The sequence below is a fragment of the Rhodospirillum rubrum ATCC 11170 genome (assembly GCF_000013085.1).
In the GTDB taxonomy this organism is placed as follows: Bacteria; Pseudomonadota; Alphaproteobacteria; order Rhodospirillales; family Rhodospirillaceae; genus Rhodospirillum; species Rhodospirillum rubrum.
This window is the reverse complement of the sequence record NC_007643.1, coordinates 713455-730540: the sequence shown is the minus strand read 5'-3', so window position 1 is coordinate 730540 and position 17086 is coordinate 713455. Positions and strand designations below refer to the sequence as shown.

General features: G+C 65.3%; 18 protein-coding genes. 7 read left to right on the top strand and 11 right to left on the bottom strand.

Annotation, left to right across the window (positions count from 1 at the left end):
• Positions 1–26 precede the first annotated feature (26 nt).
• The 6 genes from puhC (at position 27) to RRU_RS03190 (ending at position 6693) form a co-directional block, all read left to right on the top strand.
• Complete coding sequence (gene puhC / locus RRU_RS03210; RefSeq protein WP_011388373.1) at positions 27–494, top strand: photosynthetic complex assembly protein PuhC; 468 nt, start codon at positions 27–29, stop codon at positions 492–494.
• A gap of 237 nt (positions 495–731) precedes the next feature.
• Positions 732–1619 carry a putative photosynthetic complex assembly protein PuhE gene (gene puhE / locus RRU_RS03205; RefSeq protein ID WP_011388372.1) on the top strand — a complete coding sequence of 296 codons (888 nt, stop codon included), beginning with the start codon at positions 732–734 and terminating at the stop codon, positions 1617–1619.
• A gap of 38 nt (positions 1620–1657) precedes the next feature.
• The gene (bchJ, locus tag RRU_RS03200) at positions 1658–2293 is read left to right on the top strand and encodes a bacteriochlorophyll 4-vinyl reductase (RefSeq protein ID WP_011388371.1); all 636 of its coding nucleotides are present in this window, start codon (positions 1658–1660) and stop codon (positions 2291–2293) included.
• A 341-nt stretch (positions 2294–2634) separates the two neighbouring features.
• On the top strand, positions 2635–5814 hold the full coding sequence (locus RRU_RS03195) for an EAL domain-containing protein (RefSeq protein WP_237703826.1): 3180 nt from the start codon (positions 2635–2637) through the stop codon (positions 5812–5814).
• A 404-nt stretch (positions 5815–6218) separates the two neighbouring features.
• Positions 6219–6395, top strand: a complete 177-nt coding sequence (locus tag RRU_RS19855; protein WP_165444493.1) for a hypothetical protein — start codon at positions 6219–6221, stop codon at positions 6393–6395.
• Between the two features lie 154 nt (positions 6396–6549).
• Positions 6550–6693 carry a hypothetical protein gene (locus RRU_RS03190; protein WP_014625975.1) on the top strand — a complete coding sequence of 48 codons (144 nt, stop codon included), beginning with the start codon at positions 6550–6552 and terminating at the stop codon, positions 6691–6693.
• Between the two features lie 182 nt (positions 6694–6875).
• On the opposite strand, the gene RRU_RS03185 is transcribed toward RRU_RS03190, so the two are convergent.
• The 4 genes from RRU_RS03185 to RRU_RS03170 all read right to left on the bottom strand — a co-directional run bounded on the left by RRU_RS03185 (position 6876) and on the right by RRU_RS03170 (position 10415).
• Positions 6876–7394, bottom strand: coding sequence for a hypothetical protein (locus RRU_RS03185; protein ID WP_011388369.1), 519 nt, complete (start codon positions 7392–7394; stop codon positions 6876–6878).
• 222 nt (positions 7395–7616) lie between these two features.
• Entirely contained in the window at positions 7617–8750 is a 1134-nt protein-coding gene (locus tag RRU_RS03180) for a DUF2336 domain-containing protein (RefSeq protein ID WP_011388368.1), read from the bottom strand.
• Positions 8751–8858: 108 nt separating this feature from the next.
• The gene (locus RRU_RS03175) at positions 8859–9287 is read right to left on the bottom strand and encodes a universal stress protein (protein ID WP_011388367.1); all 429 of its coding nucleotides are present in this window, start codon (positions 9285–9287) and stop codon (positions 8859–8861) included.
• A 147-nt stretch (positions 9288–9434) separates the two neighbouring features.
• A complete protein-coding gene (locus RRU_RS03170; RefSeq protein WP_011388366.1) occupies positions 9435–10415 on the bottom strand; it encodes a TAXI family TRAP transporter solute-binding subunit in 981 nt (326 codons plus the stop codon).
• Between the two features lie 218 nt (positions 10416–10633).
• On the opposite strand from RRU_RS03170, the gene RRU_RS03165 reads away from it, so the two are divergent.
• Positions 10634–11149, top strand: a complete 516-nt coding sequence (locus RRU_RS03165) for an adenine phosphoribosyltransferase (RefSeq protein ID WP_011388365.1) — start codon at positions 10634–10636, stop codon at positions 11147–11149.
• Between the two features lie 38 nt (positions 11150–11187).
• Here the strand turns inward: RRU_RS03165 and RRU_RS03160 are convergent, their stop codons facing one another.
• The 7 genes from RRU_RS03160 to pstA form a co-directional block, all read right to left on the bottom strand.
• Complete coding sequence (locus RRU_RS03160) at positions 11188–12096, bottom strand: LysR family transcriptional regulator (RefSeq protein ID WP_011388364.1); 909 nt, start codon at positions 12094–12096, stop codon at positions 11188–11190.
• The gene (locus RRU_RS03155) at positions 12096–13151 is read right to left on the bottom strand and encodes a YeiH family protein (protein WP_011388363.1); all 1056 of its coding nucleotides are present in this window, start codon (positions 13149–13151) and stop codon (positions 12096–12098) included. The genes RRU_RS03160 and RRU_RS03155 overlap by 1 nt, the downstream gene beginning before the upstream one ends.
• 111 nt (positions 13152–13262) lie before the next feature.
• On the bottom strand, positions 13263–13442 hold the full coding sequence (locus tag RRU_RS03150) for a hypothetical protein (RefSeq protein ID WP_011388362.1): 180 nt from the start codon (positions 13440–13442) through the stop codon (positions 13263–13265).
• Between the two features lie 13 nt (positions 13443–13455).
• Positions 13456–14157: a phosphate regulon transcriptional regulator PhoB gene (phoB, locus tag RRU_RS03145; protein ID WP_011388361.1), complete on the bottom strand. Its 702-nt coding sequence runs from the start codon at positions 14155–14157 to the stop codon at positions 13456–13458.
• Complete coding sequence (gene phoU / locus RRU_RS03140; RefSeq protein WP_011388360.1) at positions 14154–14885, bottom strand: phosphate signaling complex protein PhoU; 732 nt, start codon at positions 14883–14885, stop codon at positions 14154–14156. Before phoU ends, phoB begins: the two co-directional genes overlap by 4 nt.
• 65 nt (positions 14886–14950) lie before the next feature.
• Positions 14951–15766: a phosphate ABC transporter ATP-binding protein PstB gene (gene pstB, locus RRU_RS03135; protein ID WP_014625974.1), complete on the bottom strand. Its 816-nt coding sequence runs from the start codon at positions 15764–15766 to the stop codon at positions 14951–14953.
• A gap of 8 nt (positions 15767–15774) precedes the next feature.
• Positions 15775–17055 carry a phosphate ABC transporter permease PstA gene (gene pstA, locus RRU_RS03130; RefSeq protein ID WP_011388358.1) on the bottom strand — a complete coding sequence of 427 codons (1281 nt, stop codon included), beginning with the start codon at positions 17053–17055 and terminating at the stop codon, positions 15775–15777.
• Between the last annotated feature and the right edge of the window lie 31 nt (positions 17056–17086).

Sequence of the window (17086 nt, the reverse complement as noted above, 5' to 3'; positions counted from 1 at the left end):
TTCCGTATCAGTCAGGATTTTTCTTCATGAGCGCCGGCCACCGTGACCCCATATTCCCCCGTGGGCTCAAGATCGCCACCTTGGGACTGGTTCTGCTGACCTTCGGTCTCATCGGGTTCAGCCGTCTGACCGATGTCGGTCATTCGACCCTGCCGGCGGCCACGGCCGAGGGCAGCGCCTGGATCTCCTTCCTGCCGCGCGAGAACGGTGATGTGGCGGTGGTCGAGCGCGACAGCGCCCGCGAAATCGCCATCCTGGCCAGCGGCGACAATAATTTCGCCGTCGGCATGTTGCGCGGGCTGGCCCGCCAGCGCGCGCGGATCGGCGTGGCGGCGACGGATCCTTATGAACTGACCCGTTGGACGGATGGCCGCTTGACCATGACCGATCCGGCGACCGGTCACATCATCGTCGCCAACGCCTTTGGCTCGAAAAGCGCCGCCCAGATGAATGGCTTCTATGACGCGGCGCAAGCGGCCCGGGACGGCCGCTAAGTCTCCTCTCCAGCGGCGGAACACTCGCGGAAAGCCAGCAATCGCGCTTTCCGCCCGCCGCCTGGGAGCCCTTTGCGTGAAAGCTTGTTCGCGCGAACGGACTCTTGGAGCCTGATCATCACGCAAATCGTCGTCGCGCTCTGAAACGGATCGCTAGGGGATTTGCTCCAAGCGCGCCTGCGGCGCAAGCCGCTCCCGCCGGAACTCCGGGGGAGCCACGAGTCAAGGGAGACTCCGGTGTCCGATATCGGCGTGCCGATGCTCTATACGCTGTTCGTCTGGTGGTTCGGCACCGGCGCGGTTCTGTTTCTCGATGGCCTGCCTCGCCATACCTTCAAATGGACGATGCTGGGGGCCACCGTGCTGTTTGGCGCCGGGCTCTGGGGGCTCCATGCCACCGCCGACAACACCTCGGTCGGCGCCACCTATTCGGCTTTCACCTGCGGCTTTCTGATCTGGGCTTGGCAAGAGGTCAGCTTCTATACGGGGTGGGTCACTGGCCCGCGCAAGGTGTGCTGTCCCCCCGGTTGTCGGGGTTGGAAGCATTTCCTCCATGCCCTTCACGCCAATCTCTGGCACGAATTATCGATGGCGCTCTCGGCCGCCCTCGTCGTCTGGCTCACCTGGGGCGCGCCCAATCAGGTCGGCACCTGGACCTTCATGGTCTTGTGGTGGATGCATGAAAGCGCCCGGCTCAACGTGCTGTTTGGCGTGCGCAATCTGAACGCCGAGTTCCTGCCCGAGCATCTGGCCCATATGAAGGGCTTCCTGACCCAGAAGCCGATCAATCTGTTGTTCCCGATCTCGGTCACCGCCTCGACCGTGGCCCTGGTGGTCATGGTGATGCAGGCCTCCGATCCGGCGACCAGCGGCCATCACACCGCCGGTCTGGCCATGCTCGGCGCCCTGCTCGGCCTCGCCATCATCGAGCATTGGTTTTTAATTTTGCCCCTGCCCTTCGCCGAATTATGGGGCTGGTACATGAGGTCGCGCGAGCGCTGGCGCACGACCGGCCCGACGCCGCCCGCCGCCCCGCCGCCGTCCTCTTTTGCCGGCGCCGCCGCGCCGGTCACACCCGGCCCTCGCGCCGCAGCCAAATGCCAGGTAAGCTCCGTCGAGTCCTGAGCGCTCCCCGTTCCCACCGCCCGAGGCTTCGTTCCGCCATGGATCCCTCCCCATCCGCCACCCCGATCCCCCCCCACGGCCGTATCGGGCCCAATGCCATCATCCGCGTCATTGACGCGCTGCGGACCACCATCGGCGAAACCGCCTGCGCCCGCATCGTCGAAGAGGCCGGGCTCGCCACCTATCTCGACCAGCCGCCCCAGGCCATGGTCGATGAAACCGAGGTCGCCAGATTGCACGGCGCCCTGCGCGCCAATCTTGACCGCGAGACCGCCGAGGCGGTCTGTCGCGACGCCGGCGAGGCCACCGCCGGCTATCTGCTGGCCAATCGCATCCCCGCCGCCGCGCAAAGCGTCATCAAGCTGTTGCCGCCGGGGCTGGGCAGCCGCGCCCTGCTCGCCGGCATCGGCCGTCACGCCTGGACCTTCGCCGGCAGCGGCCAGTTCACCATCCGCCATGGCACCCCCCTGGTGCTCTCGATCGCCCATTGCCCGCTGTGCCATGCCCTCGCCGGCCACGCCCCGGCCTGTTCCTATTACGCGGCGACCTTCGAGGGCCTCTACCGGGTTCTGATCAGCCCCCATGCCCGGGTGCGCGAAATCGCCTGCCAAGCCGCCGGCGCGCCGGCCTGCCAGTTCGCCGTCACCTGGACGCGGGCGGCGAGCGCGCCGTGAGTCCGGCAAAGGGCAGCAACCGGCCGCCCGACGCGCTGCGCGTCTCCCAGGCTGAACGACTGCGGCGCTCTTTCCCCCGATGACCCGCCGCCCGATTTTTTGTATTATTTCTAAAAAATCCCCCGCCTCCGCCTTTCCGCGTTGTTTTAGGTTTCCCCCGGGCAGGCCGCCGTTGACTTCCTGAGCCCGGGGATTTACCGGTGAGATAAAGACGCGGCGAAAACACCGCGGCAAAAAAAGCGAGCGGACGGGCGTGATCGCGCCACTGGGGGGGCAAAGATGAACGATCACGGCGCGGCGAAACCGGGATTTTCGGCTGATCCACGACCAACGGCATGCCCATGAAGCGCTGGGTCCTGGCTTTTCTTATCCTTGAACTTTTCGTCAGCTGCGTGCTTTTCCTTCAGTTCCGCGAGGAACGTCAGCGTCTTTTCGCCGCCCATGTCGATCGTACCCTGCTTGCCTGGGAGGCCGCCCGGGAAAGCCGCCTCGATCTGCAACGGATCATTCAGGGCGCCCTGCTCGCCGACGGGCGGATCGCCAGCCTGCTCTCCCAGGCGCTCGCCACGCCCGCCGATCGCCGCGCCCCCCTCCGCACCGCCTTGGCCGACCGTTTCGCGCCATCCCGGCCCGCGCTTCTGGCCCATGGCATCACCATGACCCAGGTTCTGCTGGCCGATGGCGCGACGTTCTTTCGCCTGAACAATCCCCAACGCTCGAACGCGGTCGAACCGATCCCGCGGCCGGCCCTGAGGGAAGTCCTGGCCTCGGCCCGCCCGGTCGCCGCGGTGGAAACAACCTCGCGCGCCACGGCGCTGCGCCTGATCTCGCCGGTCTTCCACGACGCCCGTCTGGTTGGCGTGCTGGAAACCGCCGTCCCCCTCGCGGAGATGCCCGCCCTCCTCGATCACCTGGACAAAACCCGCCGGCACAGCCTGCTCGGCCCCTTACCCGCCGGGGAAAGCGGCGGACGGCTGGCCCTGGCCCCGCTCCCCCCCGGGGCCGGCGCCGCTCCGGATCCCGAGACCGCCCGACTGGTCGCCGCTTTGGGCGATCTTGGCCAGCCTTTGGCCGACGGGCACCCCTTCGCCCGCTCCCTCGCCGGAGCCGATGCCGATCGGGTGATCACCATCGTGCCGATCAGCGATTACTCGGGGGAGAGCCACGGCTATCTCATGGCCAACGCCGTCGAGCCGGCCCTTGAGACAATTCGCCGCAGCCTGATCATCAGCGCCACCGTCACGGCGTTTTTGCTGCTCGCCGCCCTCTTGCTGCTCGCCCAGTTGGTCAACAGCCGACGCGCCCTGCTGCGCGAGCGCGAAGATATGCGCGCGATCACCGACACCATGGGCGAAGGGCTTTATATCCTTGATAACGAAGGGCTCATTGCCTTCGTCAACCGCTCGGCCGAAACCATGCTCGGCTATTCCCGCGAAGACCTGCTTGGCGCCAAGGCCCACAGCCTGTTTCATAGCCACGACGGCGACGGCCGGCCGCAAGACGCCGATGCCTGCGCCATACTCCGCGCCATGCGCGAGCGCCGCCATTTCACCAGCAGCGACGAGGCCTTCATCCGCAGCAATGGCACGCGCTTTCCCGTGGAGGTGCGCTGCGCACCGCTGACCGCCGATGACCCCCTGCTCAAGGCCCTGGCCCATCAGGCGCCCCCGGGCGGCCCCGGCGGCAGGCTGGCGGCCCGTCTGCGCGCGGCAATGGGCAACCGGCCCCGGCTCTCGGTCGCCCTCTCGCGGCTGTTCGGTCACGCCGACGCCTTGCTGCTGCCAACCAATCCCCGCGCCTCGGTCATCACCTTCGTCGACATCACCGAACGCAAGGCCAGCGAAGCAGCCCTGCGCAAGCTGTCGCGCGCCGTCGAGCAAAGCCCGGCCTCGGTGATCATCACCGATGCCCGGGGCACCATCGAATACGTCAATCCACAGTTCGAGAAATCCACCGGTTACCGCTCGTGGGAGGTCATTGGCGCCAATCCACGGATTTTGAAATCGGGCCATATCGCCGAGGCCACCTATGCCGAGATGTGGAAAACCCTGAACGAGGGCAGGGAATGGCGCGGCGAACTGCATAACCGGCGCAAGGATGGCACGCTCTATTGGGAATACGCCTCGCTGTCACCGGTCAAGGACCGCCGTGGGCGCACCACCCATCTGCTGGCGGTGAAAGAGGACATCACCGCCCGCAAGGAGACGGAAAACCGCCTGATCCGCCAAGCCAATTTCGATGAACTGACCGATTTGCCCAACCGCTCGCTGTGTTACAGCCGGCTTAAGGAGGCGATTGTCGAGGCCGAGGCCACCGCCAGCATCGTCGGCGTGCTGTTCATCGATCTCGATCACTTCAAGAACGTCAACGACAGCCTGGGGCATGCCGTTGGCGATAAACTGCTTACAGCGGTCGCCCAGCGTCTGCGCGAGGTGGCGAGACCGGGCGATACGCTGTCGCGCCAGGGCGGCGACGAATTCCTGATGCTGCTACCCGATCTGAACGGCTCCGAAGCCGGCCATGGGGTTGCCCAGGCCATCCTGACTGCCCTCGCCCCGCCCTTTTCCATCGATGGCCGGGAAATCTATATGGCGGCCAGCATCGGCATCACCTTTTTTCCGCGCGACGGGCGCAGCGCCGCCGAATTGCTGCGCAATGCCGATTCGGCGATGTACACGGCCAAGGAATCCGGTCGCAACGCCATCTGCTTCTTCTCGCCTGAAATGGAAATCCGCGCCGCCCAGCGGCTGGCGATCGAAGGGGCGCTGCGTCAGGCCCTGGCCCATGAGGAATTGCGCGTCGCCTACCAGCCGCTGGTGCGCACCTCCGATGCCCGGCCGATCGGCGCCGAAGCCCTGCTGCGCTGGACCAGCCCCACCCTGGGCGAGGTGTCGCCCACCGAGTTCATCAAGGTCGCCGAGGAAACCGGCCTGATCGTGCCGATCGGCGCCTGGGTTCTCGATCAGGCGGTGGCCGAGGCCGCCCGTCTGCGGGCCGAGGGCTACGGCGCCTTCCAAATCGCCGTCAATGTCTCGGTCCGTCAATTCCGCGGCGGCGATTTGGCCGGACTGGTCAGCGACACCCTCAAGCGCCACGATTTTCCCGCGGCCGGATTGGAGCTGGAACTGACCGAAAGCCTGCTGCTCGATGTCACTCCGGCGATCACCACCACCCTTCAATCGCTTTCGGCCCTTGGCGTGCGGCTGTCGCTTGATGATTTCGGAACGGGCTATTCGGCGCTCAGCTACTTGAAGACCTTTCCCTTCGATATTCTCAAGGTCGATCGTTCGTTCATCCGCGATATCTCAAGCGCCCCCGATAGCGGGGCCCTGGCGCGGGCGATCATTGCCATGGCCCGGGGTCTTGGCCTCGCCACCATCGTTGAAGGGGTGGAAACCGAAGAACAATGCGCCTTCGCCCGCGCCGAAGACTGCGACATCATGCAAGGGTTTCTGTTTGGCAAAGCGATGACGCCCGCTGATCTACGCCGAATGCTGGACGAGAAGGCGGCGGCGGAGTAGAAAGAACATGCCGATTCGGCGGTCTTTCGAGGAGTCGCTCCCCGGGTGCCGCGCCCCCGGATCCCACCTGCGGTGAAAGAGACCCTTTTGGCGCGGAGACGGTGATCTGGATCGAACAGATTAAAGTGGATCCCCGAGCGCTCTGGACCAGAGCGCGACGGAGATTTGCTTCCTTATCAAGATCCTAGAGCGGCGATCGCGCGGAAAACCGGTGTTCCTTTTTCCGCGCGCTGCTCCAGGGGTTCGTGAGTGATGGGTGGGGACTCCGTCATTCCGACCTGCTTCCACCGGAAGCATGGCGAACGGCAGCCGACGACCCCAAAGAAATGAACCACGTTCCCCCTTGCGGCCATGCCGGATGGGGGTATCCCCGTCGCTGATGGCCGAGTACCGTGAGGCAGCCCATGTCCAAAAAGATCGTCGTCCAGCCTGGCGACCGTTTCATCAAACACGGCAACCCACCCTCCACCTGGCTTGTCGACCAGACGCTGGAGTATCCCGATATCCCCCCGCACGTTCGCTTGATCGAACAGGGCGGCAATCACCGCACCGTCACGGTGGCGCTTTCGCGCCCTGCTTGACAACCGGTCTTACGTCCAGGCCCAGGGGGCGATGGACCCCTGACAAAAGGCGGGTTGCGCATGGCGTGGAGCGCTCCTAGATTTAATCTAAGATGCCGCTCCGCCGGAGCGGGGAACCGCCCCTTCCTGGGAGCGGTTGACCGGGGAGAAAACCATGACCGGGACCACCCTGTTCAACCTGTTCATTCTCGTCCTTGCCACGGGCGGCATTGCCCTTGCCGTACAGCAATCGGTCGAAGCCGCGCGCAAGGCCCGCTTGGTGCCCATTCCCATCCGGGCACGCCGCACGCGCCGCTAACCAACAGTTTTGGACCGGCGATCGGAAAGCCTCTGTTTTTTCCGATCGCCGCTCTGCCCTTCTTGTGAAAAATCGCCCGCTCCGGGCGTTTTTTTAGTGCCCCCAAAGCAAAAGGCGCCCTGTTCGGGCGCCTTTTTGGTAACAGACCACACGCCGCCTCAGGCGCGCAGATCTTACGCGCCTTAGGCGCGATCGTTCCAGGCCGGCCAGTCGGGAACGCCGCGCAGCACCCCGGGGGCGCCGGGCTGGGGGGCATTGCGCGAATCGCGGATCGGGATCATCTCGCTGGCGATCGCCCGCTGAATGGTCTCGAACGCCAGTTCCAGTTCTTCGATCTGTTCGCGCATCCAGCGCATTTCCTGGGCGTCGGCCCGGCTTGGCGGTTGGCGGTTGGTCGCCACCGCCAGGGACTGGCCAATATAGCGGGCCTTCAACTGACCCAGATTGCGCGCCATATCGATGATCTCGCCGGCCCCGACATCGCCGACATAGCGATCAAGGGCGCGGCGCGTCTGATCTTCGATCACCTGGGCGAGATGACGGCTGAACTGGGCGGCGGTCATGCTGGCGGCCAGATCGTCGCCGTCGGCCTGTCCATCGATCGACGGCGCTGCGGCGCGCTCGCGGCCGGCGACGCCCTCGAAGCGCGGTCCGGGTCGGCCGGCGGCGCGCAGGGCATCGCGCAGAGTGGCAACGGTCATGACAGTCTCCCTGGCTGGCGGGACGGAACCACCGACGGCCGGCGCTCCCCTTGGAATAGCCCTTCCCCTAGCAAAAGACAGGCCAAGCCCGAGCCGCCGGTAATCGGCCCCAAAAATCCCGCTTCGCCGTCGGCACCGGCCAGCACAGGGGATGGCGACGGGCAGCTTCTGCAGGGGATGGGGGCCATTTTTGCCGCCCCTCCTCCACGCAAGCGGGGTGATCTATTGGATGATGGTCGCATCCGAGGGAAGCTGGTTCATCTTGGCCAGAAGGTATTCAAGATCGTCGTGCTCGAATTCAACGCCAAGGTCGCCGTATTGGGTCAGGATGCGTTCGATCATCCGCCGGGCATAGCGGGCCCGATCGTTTTCGCGGCCGTCGTAGTCCATTTCATGGGCGACCGACAGCGCGGCATGGGTGGCGGGAAAAAGGGTTTCGGGCAGACTGGCCTTTTCGTAAATCCCCTTCAGTCCCAGCGGCCCGCCATCATGGATCAGCATGCGGGCGTTGATCACCGGGATCCCCGAGCGCACCGCCAGGGCGTATTCGAAGAATTTCAGATCCCCCATGCACAAGGAGCGCAGGATGATCGACGGAGTCAGGCGGTTGTTGACCGCCAGTTGCTCGACAAGGCGTTCGACCTCCTCCTCGGAACTGCCCAGGGAGTAGCTGAGCGTCGCCCGCTCGCGGCTTTGCAAGATCAGATCGGCGGCGAGTTCGGGCGACAAATCGTGACGGGAGGCCAAGGCGGCGCGCAAGTCTTCCGAAACCCGCGAAACCAGCTTTTCGGCGATGGCGGCGGGCAGATGGGGGCGGGCGACCAGCGGGCGCTGCACCGCCTCGCTATCGCCGAAGCGATCCACCACCCGTTCCATGGATTTATCGGAAATATGGGCGCCCTGATTGGCGACCAGGGTGGCGATGACGGCCTCGCCGCCCTCTTCGACCAGGGCCTCGGAAACCTCCTCGGAGACCTGGGAGCGCTTGGCGATGGCTTCCATCTTGGAGCCGCCATGACCGCGCACGATGTCGAGCAGATCGTGATCGTTGAGGACCGTCGAATACTCAAGAATGGGCAGGGACACCTCATCGACGTCGCCGGCCAGAGCCATGGCGATATCATGGGGAACGAAGGGGTTTTCCTTCAGATTGGTCGACAGGGCGCGGCGGACCTGGACTTCCACATCGCGGGCGAACAGGCGAAAAATCTCTTCGGCCAATTGGCGTTCCTGTTCGGTGAGCAGATGCTCATCGAACTGGCGGGCCAGTTTTCCGGCCGTGACCGCCCTGTTTTCCCCGGAAGGGTCACTCAGCAGCCGCTGGACATCGTCCGCCGTCAGTTTCGTCTCGGCCATCTTATGTCACCATTGCCCCATGGATGATGTTATTCCCCGAGCTGTGCCCAATCTTACATACAGCCAAATGGCGACGGCTCACAAGGGGTGTTCAGACAAACCCTTCGTCTATTCCCGAACGACCAGGACCGAACAGCTCGCGCGACGCACGACCCGCGCCGCATTCGGCCCAAGCAGGAAGTCCTTCAACTCGGGACGATGGGCGCCGATAACGATCAAATCGGCGGCGATCTGCCGACTGACACGAACGATGCTTTCATAGATCCGCCCTTCGCTTACCATATTCTGCACGGCCACGTCCTGCGGTACCGCCGAGGCGGTTCGGGCCTTGAGCGCCTCGAGCAGGCGCCCGGCAACGCCTTTCTCAACACCACCGGGAAAATACTCGCCAACGATGCTCGACCCGAAATCGGCCACCACCGTAATCACATGCAGTTTCGCCGAGCAGAACTGGGCCAGGGCGATCGCATGGGGCAAGGTATGATCCCAATCAAAGGTGCCACGCAAATCGACGGGCACCAGGATACGCTTATACATGAACAAACTCCCCGCCGGTGATCCTGACCCGGGTCCGGCCGCCCCCCAGACCCCGGTCCGTCCCCCGATCATCGGGCAGAACGGGGTTTTAGGGAATGGCCCGCGTGCGCTTGGCGGTGTATCGCGCCCGCTTGGGGGCCCGGGACTTTACCGTAAGCCGATTTCCTGGAAATAGCGTAAAGCCCCCGGGTGCACAGGCACCGTGGACTGAGCGGGCACCATGGACTCGCGGACCAGCCCGGCGAAGGCGGGATGGAGCTTGCGGAAATCGTCGAAGTTCTCCATCACCGCCTTGACCAGGGCATAGGCCACGTCATCGGGCAAGGCGGCGGTGGCGACCAAGGTGGCATGGACGCCGAAGGTCGGCGTATCGGCGGGGTTTCCCCGGTACAGCTTGGCCGGGATGACGGTCTTGGCATAGAAGGGGTTCTCGGCGATCAGGCTGGCGGTCCCGGCGTTGTCGACGGCGACGAAGCCGGCATCGCACGAGGTGGTTGCCTCGATGATCGCCCCATTGGGATGGCCGACCACATAGATGATGGCATCGACCCGGTCATCGCAGAGCGCCGCCGATTGCTCGGCCGGCTTGACCTCGGGAACGGCGGAAAAATCCTTCAAGGTCCAGTCCATCGCCGCCAGCAACACCTCGGCCGTCGCCCGCTGTCCCGATCCGGTGATCCCCAGGCTGACCCGACGCCCCTTGAGATCGTCGAAGGTGCGAATGCCCGTCGCCTTGCGCGCGACCACGGTGAAGGATTCGGCATGGAGTTCAAGCAGGGTGCGCAGACCGGCAAACGCCGCCCGGTTCTGGTACTTGGCACCGCCTTCCCAGGCGTGATGAACCCAGTCCGCCTGGGCGATCCCCAGATCAAGGTCGCCGGCGCGCAAGGATTCGAGGTTTTCGACCGAGCCATCGGTCGCTTCCACCGCACAGCGGATGCCATGCTCGGCCCGATGCTTGTTGACCATGCGACAGATGGCGCCGCCGGCCGGGTAATAAACGCCGGTGACCCCGCCCGTACCGATGGTGACAATCCGCGGATCGGCCGCCAGCGCCGCCCCTCCGCCAAATCCCGCAGGCATCGCCGCCACCGTCAGGGCGAAGAGCACAGCGAACGCGAACCTCATGGGACCTCTCCTCCGGGGCCCAGGGGGCCGGGGGCCAAAAAGCGGACCACAACGGGACCGATGGCATCGGGATGGCTTTGAATGTGGAGCCATCCGCCGACCCTGACAACCCCCCCTTCGACAACGGCCCCAGGAACTCCGTGGATATTCAGGGTTTCGGCCCGCCCCCGGGGCGGTTAGGATCCGCTGCCGTCCCGTCGCCCCACCCGGAGAGTTCGATGAACCTTAAGGACCATATTCGTGAAGTCCCCGATTTTCCCAAGCCGGGGATTCTCTTTTACGATATCTCGACGTTGCTGGCCGATCCCGACGCCTGGCAGGTCACCATGGGGCGAATGGCCAAAGTGGTCGCCCCGCGCCTGCCCGATGTTCTGGCCGGCATCGAATCCCGCGGCTTCCTGGTCGCCGCCCCGCTCGCCCTCAAGCTTGGGCTGGGCTTCGTCATGGTCCGCAAGAAGGGCAAACTGCCCGGCGCCACCGTCCGCCACGAATACGCCCTGGAATATGGCACCGACACCGTCGAGGTCCAGGAAGGCGCCGTTCTGCCCGGCCAACGCGTGGTGATCCTCGATGACCTGCTGGCCACCGGCGGCACGCTCAACGCCGCCTCGGAATTGCTTGGCAAGATGGGCGCCAATGTCGTCGGCGCCGCCTGCATCATCGAGCTGAGTTTCCTCAAGGGCCGCGAGCGCACCAAGGTTCCCATCGACAGCCTCGTCGCCTACGACTCCTAACCCCCCCCTCCGGTGGCCCCTCTCCTGCCCTGGGGGGCCTACCGGCAGCCGATCATGGCCAGAAAGGCGTCCTCGGCCCGGCCATGGGCGCGATCGCCATGGCGCAGCGCCTGAAACCGTCGTTCGGGGAAGGCCAGCGGCAAAGCCACAAGGCTTCCGGCGCGCAACGACCGCCCAACCACCAGATCCGAGATCACCGTCGCCCCCGCCCCGGCTTCGACCGCGGCGCAGACCGCTTCGTTCGAGGGCAGTTCGAAAGCCACCTCCAAAGCGGCCATCGCCAAGCCATAGCCGGCCAGGGCCGCTTCGAAGACCTGACGGGTTCCCGATCCGCTTTCCCGGATGACCCAGGGGGTCGCGGTCAGATCCGTCGCCGCCAACGTCGTTCGAGCGGCCCAGGGATGGCCGGCGCCGACCACCAGCAGCAGGCGGTCGCCCGGAAGATCGGTGGGGGCGAGCAGCGGCTCGCTCACCGCGCCTTCGACGAAGCCGATATCGGCCCGGCCCTCGACCACCGCCCGGGCGACCGCCCGGCTGTTGCCGATGCCGATCCCCAGGGCGATCCGCGGGTAGCTCTGGTGAAAGCGATGGAGCAGCGGCGGCAGCCAGTGGTTGGCGATGGTCTGGCTGGCGTGCAGGCGCAGGCGGCCGCGACGCAGCCCCGACAACTCGCCCAACACCTCCTCGGCCCGGCCAACCCGATCAAGCACGGCCCGGGCCTCGCTCAGGAAGATCGCCCCGGCGGCGGTCAGTTCGATATGGCGGCCAACCCGGTTGAACAGCTTCTGGCCGCAGCGCTCCTCCAGCCTGGCGATCGAGGCGCTGGCCGCCGATTGGCTGATGCCAAGCTGGCGCGCCGCCGCCGTCACATGCAGGTGCTCGGCGACGGCGACAAAGGTGCGGAGTTGATCAAAGCTAAGCCGGGTCGCCGCCGTCGCCTCGCCCATCACGCCCCTCCGCCAGTGGTCAGGACCTTCACCAGCGCCAAGGCCCCCAGGCCGACGACCATCCACGATGCGGCCCCGAGCAGCAAGGGCCGCAGGCCGCGCGCGCGCAATTTGCCCAGGCTGGTTTCCAGCCCCATCGCCGCCAGGGCCACCGTCATCAGCACGCTGGTCAGGGTGGCCGCGCCCTGGCTGAGGGCGGCAGACGGATGGATAAGGCTGGAGACGCCGATCATGACGATGAACCCAACCACGAACCAGGGAATGGGCGGCCGCGCCCCTTTGGCCGACGTGTCCGCCCCTCGGCTCTTCCACAGGCCCATCGCCAGGACCAGAGGGGCGAGCAAGGCGATGCGGGCGAGCTTGGCCACGGTCGCCGCCTCGCCGGCCTGGGGACCGTGCTGGAAGCCGGCGGCCAGCACCTGGGCGATCTCGTGGATCGACGCCCCGGTCCACAGCCCATAGGCCGCAGGAGCCAAGCCAAGCGCTCCGGCAAGCAACGGATAGAGGATCATCGCCAGCGTCCCGAACACGGTGACGCAGGCGATGGCATAGGCCACGTCCTCGTCATCGGCCTGCGTCACCGTATTGGCCGCGACCACCGCCGAGGCGCCGCAGACCGCCGTGCCGACGGCGATCAATTCGGCCAAGCCCCGTTCGACACCGATCAGCCGCCCCAAAGCCTTGGTCAGCAAAAAGGTCAGAAGCAGGGTCAGGGCGACCACCGCCATCCCCGGGGCGCCCAACGCCCGCAGGTGATCAAAGGTGATCTGCAGCCCCAAAAGAACCACGGCCAGCCGAAGCAGGCGCCGCGACGCCACGCGCAGCCCCGGTTTGGCCCGCAGCGGCATCGCCCACAGGCTATTGACCGCCATGCCCAGGATGATCGACACGATCAGCGGGCTGATCCTGTCGAGCCCCGGCAGGCGATGGAGCAAAAACCCGCTCCCGGCCACGGCAAAGGCCAAGCCAAGGCCGGGAAGGGCGGCGAACATCCCCGCGATGACTCCGGCGGGGGGAACGGGCAAAACGGCGGCGGTGGAACGGAAACGCATCATCGGACCTTCTCCGGGGGGAACGGAGCGCGATCCTTGATCACTCTGACCAATCAGTCCAACAAATGGATCTGATAACTTCGATCACTGGAAGTTATCGATTCCTTTTTAAGCTCAGGCTTCGTCGGGGCGCGGTGCCAGGGGGCGGGCGGCGGCGGTCTCGGCGGCCAGAACGGCCGGGCCATGGGCGGTGCCGCGCTTCACGCGCGGCGCCTTGACGGGACCGGCCACGGCCTGGACCGCCTCCAGGGTTGCCAGATCGGGGCTGCTCCACAAGACGGTGACATGGGACATGGCGCGGACCCTCCTATTGGGAGAAGACGGGGTTGGTATCAAGCGCGTAGCCGGCGGCACGGACGGTGCGGATCAGATCGGTGCTGGCCTCGCCGTTGAGCGCCTTGCGCAGACGGCGGATATGAACATCAACGGTGCGGGGTTCGACGTAGATGTCGGGTCCCCAAACGGCGTTCAGCAGTTCTTCGCGGGAAAACACCGCGCCCGGGTTCTGCATCAGGAACTGCAGCAGACGGAACTCCGTCGGCCCGAGGTGGATATAGCGTCCCCCCCGGGTCACCCGATGGGCGCCCAGATCCATCACCACATCGGAATAGCTCAGCGTGCCCTTGGCGCTGGTCGGCTGGGCGCGGCGCAGCAGCGCTTTGACCCGGGCCAGCAGTTCGGGCATGGAAAACGGCTTGGACATATAGTCGTCGGCCCCGGTATTGAGGCCGCGAATGCGGTCACTTTCCTCGCCGCGCGCCGTCAGCATCAAAATCGGCAGATCGCGGGTGCGCGGCTTGCGCCGCAGCTGGCGGCAGACCTCGATCCCCGACAGCGACGGCAGCATCCAGTCAAGGATCACCACATCGGGCTGATCCTCGGCGACCAGGGTCATGGCTTCCTCGCCATCCATCGCCTCGGACACCCGGTAACCCTCTTTCTCAAGGTTATAGCGCAGCAAGGTCACCAGCGAGACTTCGTCTTCAACGATCAGCACATGGGATTTCATCGGTTCAGCTCTTGAATGTCATCAAGGGTGTCCCCGAACTCGCCCTGACCGCTTCCTTTGGGGCGGGCGGCGCGTAGCGGATTTCCCGAAACCAGGTAATGCACGGTCTCGGCGATATTGGTGGCGTGATCGCCGATCCGTTCGATGTTCTTGGCGATGAACATCAGGTGGGTACAAGCGGTGATGGTGCGCGGATCCTCCATCATGTAGGTGACGAGTTCGCGAAACAGCGAGGTGTAAAGCTCGTCGACCTCGTCATCGCGCGACCAGGCCATCACCGCCTTGTCGAGATCGCGCTCGACATAGGCGTCAAGCGTATCCTTGACCATGTCCTGGACCAGACGGGCCATGGTCGGAATGGTCGTGACCGGTTTGACCGGCGCCAGTTGGTTCAGCACAAGGGTGCGCTTCCCAACGTTCGAGGCGTAATCGCCGATCCGCTCCAGATCGCTGGAGATCTTCAAGGCGCCGACGATGCCGCGCAGATCGTCGGCCATCGGCTGGCGCAGGGCCAGCATGCGGATGGCGAAATCATTGATCTCCTGTTCGATGGCGTCGATGCGGCCATCGCCGGAAACCACCCGCCCGGCGAGATCGCTATCGCGCCGGACCAGGGCCTGAACCGCATTGGCAAGCTGGGCTTCGGCCAGCCCGCCCATGCGCAGCACGGTCTTGACGAGTGTTTTGAGTTCTTCGTCGAAGGACCGGACGGTGTGCTCGGTCGACATCCGTATTTCTCCTACCGGCCACCGAAAACAACCCGCTCCCCGGCAAGGGAGGGGCCGGCGGGGGATCAGCCGAAGCGGCCGGTGATATAACCCTGGGTCAAATTGTGCTGGGGATTGGTGAAAATCGTCTCCGTATCACCGCATTCGATCAGCCGGCCCAGGTGGAAGAACGCGGTGCGCTGGGAGACGCGGGCGGCCTGCTGCATGGAATGGGTGACGATGACGATGGTATAATTGGAGCGCAACTCGTCGATCAGCTCCTCGATCTTGGCCGTCGCGATCGGATCAAGCGCCGAACAGGGCTCGTCCATCAAGATCACCTCGGGCGAGACGGCGATGGCCCGGGCGATGCAAACGCGCTGCTGCTGACCACCCGACAAGCCGGTTCCCGGGCTCTCCAGGCGGTCCTTGACCTCTTCCCACAAGCCGGCGCGTTCGAGCGAGGATTGGACGATCTCGTCGAGTTCGGACTTGCCGCGCGCGATGCCATGGATGCGCGGCCCATAGGCGATGTTCTCGTAGATCGACTTGGGAAAGGGATTGGGCTTCTGGAAGACCATGCCGACGCGGGCGCGCAGTTCCACCACGTCGATATGGCGGTCATAGACATCCTCGCCATCCAGGCGGATGTCACCGGTCACCTTGCAGATGTCGATGGTGTCGTTCATCCGGTTCAGGCAGCGCAGGAAGGTCGATTTGCCGCAGCCCGAGGGGCCGATGAAGGCGGTGACCTCGCGGGCGACGATATCCAGACCGACGTTCTTGATCGCCTGCTTGGCGCCATAGAACACATTGACATCATTGACCGCCACCTTGACGTCCCGGTCGGGGATGCGGGGCTGGCCGGCGGTTCCCTCGAAGGGTGCGCTTTGGTTGGTCATTGGGGTCTCTACCATTTGCGTTCGAACTTTTTGCGAAGAAGCACGGCGCCGGCGTTCATCAGCACCAGGAAGGCGAGCAAGACGATGATCGCCGCCGAGGTGCGTTCGACGAAGGCCCGTTCCGGGCTGTCGGACCACAGGAAGATCTGGACCGGCAAAACGGTGGCCGGGGCCATCGGACCCGAGGGGATATCGGCGATGAAGGCGACCATGCCGATCATCAGCAGCGGCGCCGTCTCGCCCAGGGCCTGGGCCATGCCGATGATGGTGCCGGTCAACATGCCCGGCATCGCCAGCGGCAGCACATGGTGGGTGACCATCTGCATCTTCGAGGCCCCCACCCCGAGCGCCGCCTCGCGGATCGACGGCGGAACCGAGGTCAGGGCGGCGCGGCTGGCGATGATGATGGTCGGCAGGGTCATCAAGGTCAGCACCAGCCCGCCGACCACCGGCGCCGAACGGGGCATCCCGAAGACATTGAGGAAGACGGCGAGGCCGAGCAGACCGAAGACGATCGACGGCACCGCCGCGAGGTTGTTGATGTTCACCTCGATCAGATCGGTGAACCAATTGCGCGGGGCGTATTCCTCGAGATAGATGGCGGTCGCCACGCCGATGGGAAACGACAGCGCCAGCGTCACCAGCAGAACATAGACCGAGCCGACGACACCGCCCCAGATGCCGGCCAGTTCGGGCTGGCGGCTGTCGCCCTCGGTGAACAGGCCCGAGTTGAAGGTCTTGGTGATCAGGCCGCGCTCTTCCAGGCTGAGGAAATAGGTGATCTGGTTATCGGCGAGGCGGCGATCGCCCTCCAGGCTGTCGCGGTCGACCAGCCCCTTGGCCAGCATGTCGTAATCCGAGGAGACCGGCACGTTCAGGCGCACCGTCTGACCGATCAGCGAGGGATCGGCCATGACCTGGGCGCGCAGGCGGTAGGCCGCGCCATCGGACACGATGCCCATCAGCACCCGACGCTCGCGGCGGTCGGTAACCTCGGGGAACAGGGCGCTCATGGCGTCGGACACCAGCTTGCGATAATTCGCCGCCGACAGCACCGCCGGATCACGTGTTCCCTGGGGATCGACCTCGGCGGCGGTGACCGGCACGTCAAGCACCAGTTCGGTGGTGACGAACGCCGACACGCCGTTCGAGAAGATCGTCACGAACAAGGTGAGCAACATGGCCAAAGCCGTCAGGATCGCCGCCAGCCCCAGGCCGCGGAACCACCGCTCCTGGCGATAGCGCCGCTTCAATCCGGCCCGGACCAGCTCTGTGTTATGGGTAGCCATGCCTTATCCTCTCGCAACCCCGGCAAGGGGC

Bases quoted from the DNA above. Each gene is read 5' to 3' on its own strand.
- puhC (WP_011388373.1), top strand. From the start codon at position 27: ATGAGCGCCGGCCACCGTGACCCCATATTCCCCCGTGGGCTCAAGATC.
- bchJ (WP_011388371.1), top strand. From the start codon at position 1,658: ATGGATCCCTCCCCATCCGCCACCCCGATCCCCCCCCACGGCCGTATC.
- RRU_RS03195 (WP_237703826.1), top strand. From the start codon at position 2,635: ATGAAGCGCTGGGTCCTGGCTTTTCTTATCCTTGAACTTTTCGTCAGC.
- RRU_RS19855 (WP_165444493.1), top strand. From the start codon at position 6,219: ATGTCCAAAAAGATCGTCGTCCAGCCTGGCGACCGTTTCATCAAACAC.
- RRU_RS03190 (WP_014625975.1), top strand. From the start codon at position 6,550: ATGACCGGGACCACCCTGTTCAACCTGTTCATTCTCGTCCTTGCCACG.
- RRU_RS03185 (WP_011388369.1), bottom strand. From the start codon at position 7,394: ATGACCGTTGCCACTCTGCGCGATGCCCTGCGCGCCGCCGGCCGACCC.
- RRU_RS03180 (WP_011388368.1), bottom strand. From the start codon at position 8,750: ATGGCCGAGACGAAACTGACGGCGGACGATGTCCAGCGGCTGCTGAGT.
- RRU_RS03175 (WP_011388367.1), bottom strand. From the start codon at position 9,287: ATGTATAAGCGTATCCTGGTGCCCGTCGATTTGCGTGGCACCTTTGAT.
- RRU_RS03170 (WP_011388366.1), bottom strand. From the start codon at position 10,415: ATGAGGTTCGCGTTCGCTGTGCTCTTCGCCCTGACGGTGGCGGCGATG.
- RRU_RS03165 (WP_011388365.1), top strand. From the start codon at position 10,634: ATGAACCTTAAGGACCATATTCGTGAAGTCCCCGATTTTCCCAAGCCG.
- RRU_RS03160 (WP_011388364.1), bottom strand. From the start codon at position 12,096: ATGGGCGAGGCGACGGCGGCGACCCGGCTTAGCTTTGATCAACTCCGC.
- RRU_RS03155 (WP_011388363.1), bottom strand. From the start codon at position 13,151: ATGATGCGTTTCCGTTCCACCGCCGCCGTTTTGCCCGTTCCCCCCGCC.
- RRU_RS03150 (WP_011388362.1), bottom strand. From the start codon at position 13,442: ATGTCCCATGTCACCGTCTTGTGGAGCAGCCCCGATCTGGCAACCCTG.
- phoB (WP_011388361.1), bottom strand. From the start codon at position 14,157: ATGAAATCCCATGTGCTGATCGTTGAAGACGAAGTCTCGCTGGTGACC.
- phoU (WP_011388360.1), bottom strand. From the start codon at position 14,885: ATGTCGACCGAGCACACCGTCCGGTCCTTCGACGAAGAACTCAAAACA.
- pstB (WP_014625974.1), bottom strand. From the start codon at position 15,766: ATGACCAACCAAAGCGCACCCTTCGAGGGAACCGCCGGCCAGCCCCGC.
- pstA (WP_011388358.1), bottom strand. From the start codon at position 17,055: ATGGCTACCCATAACACAGAGCTGGTCCGGGCCGGATTGAAGCGGCGC.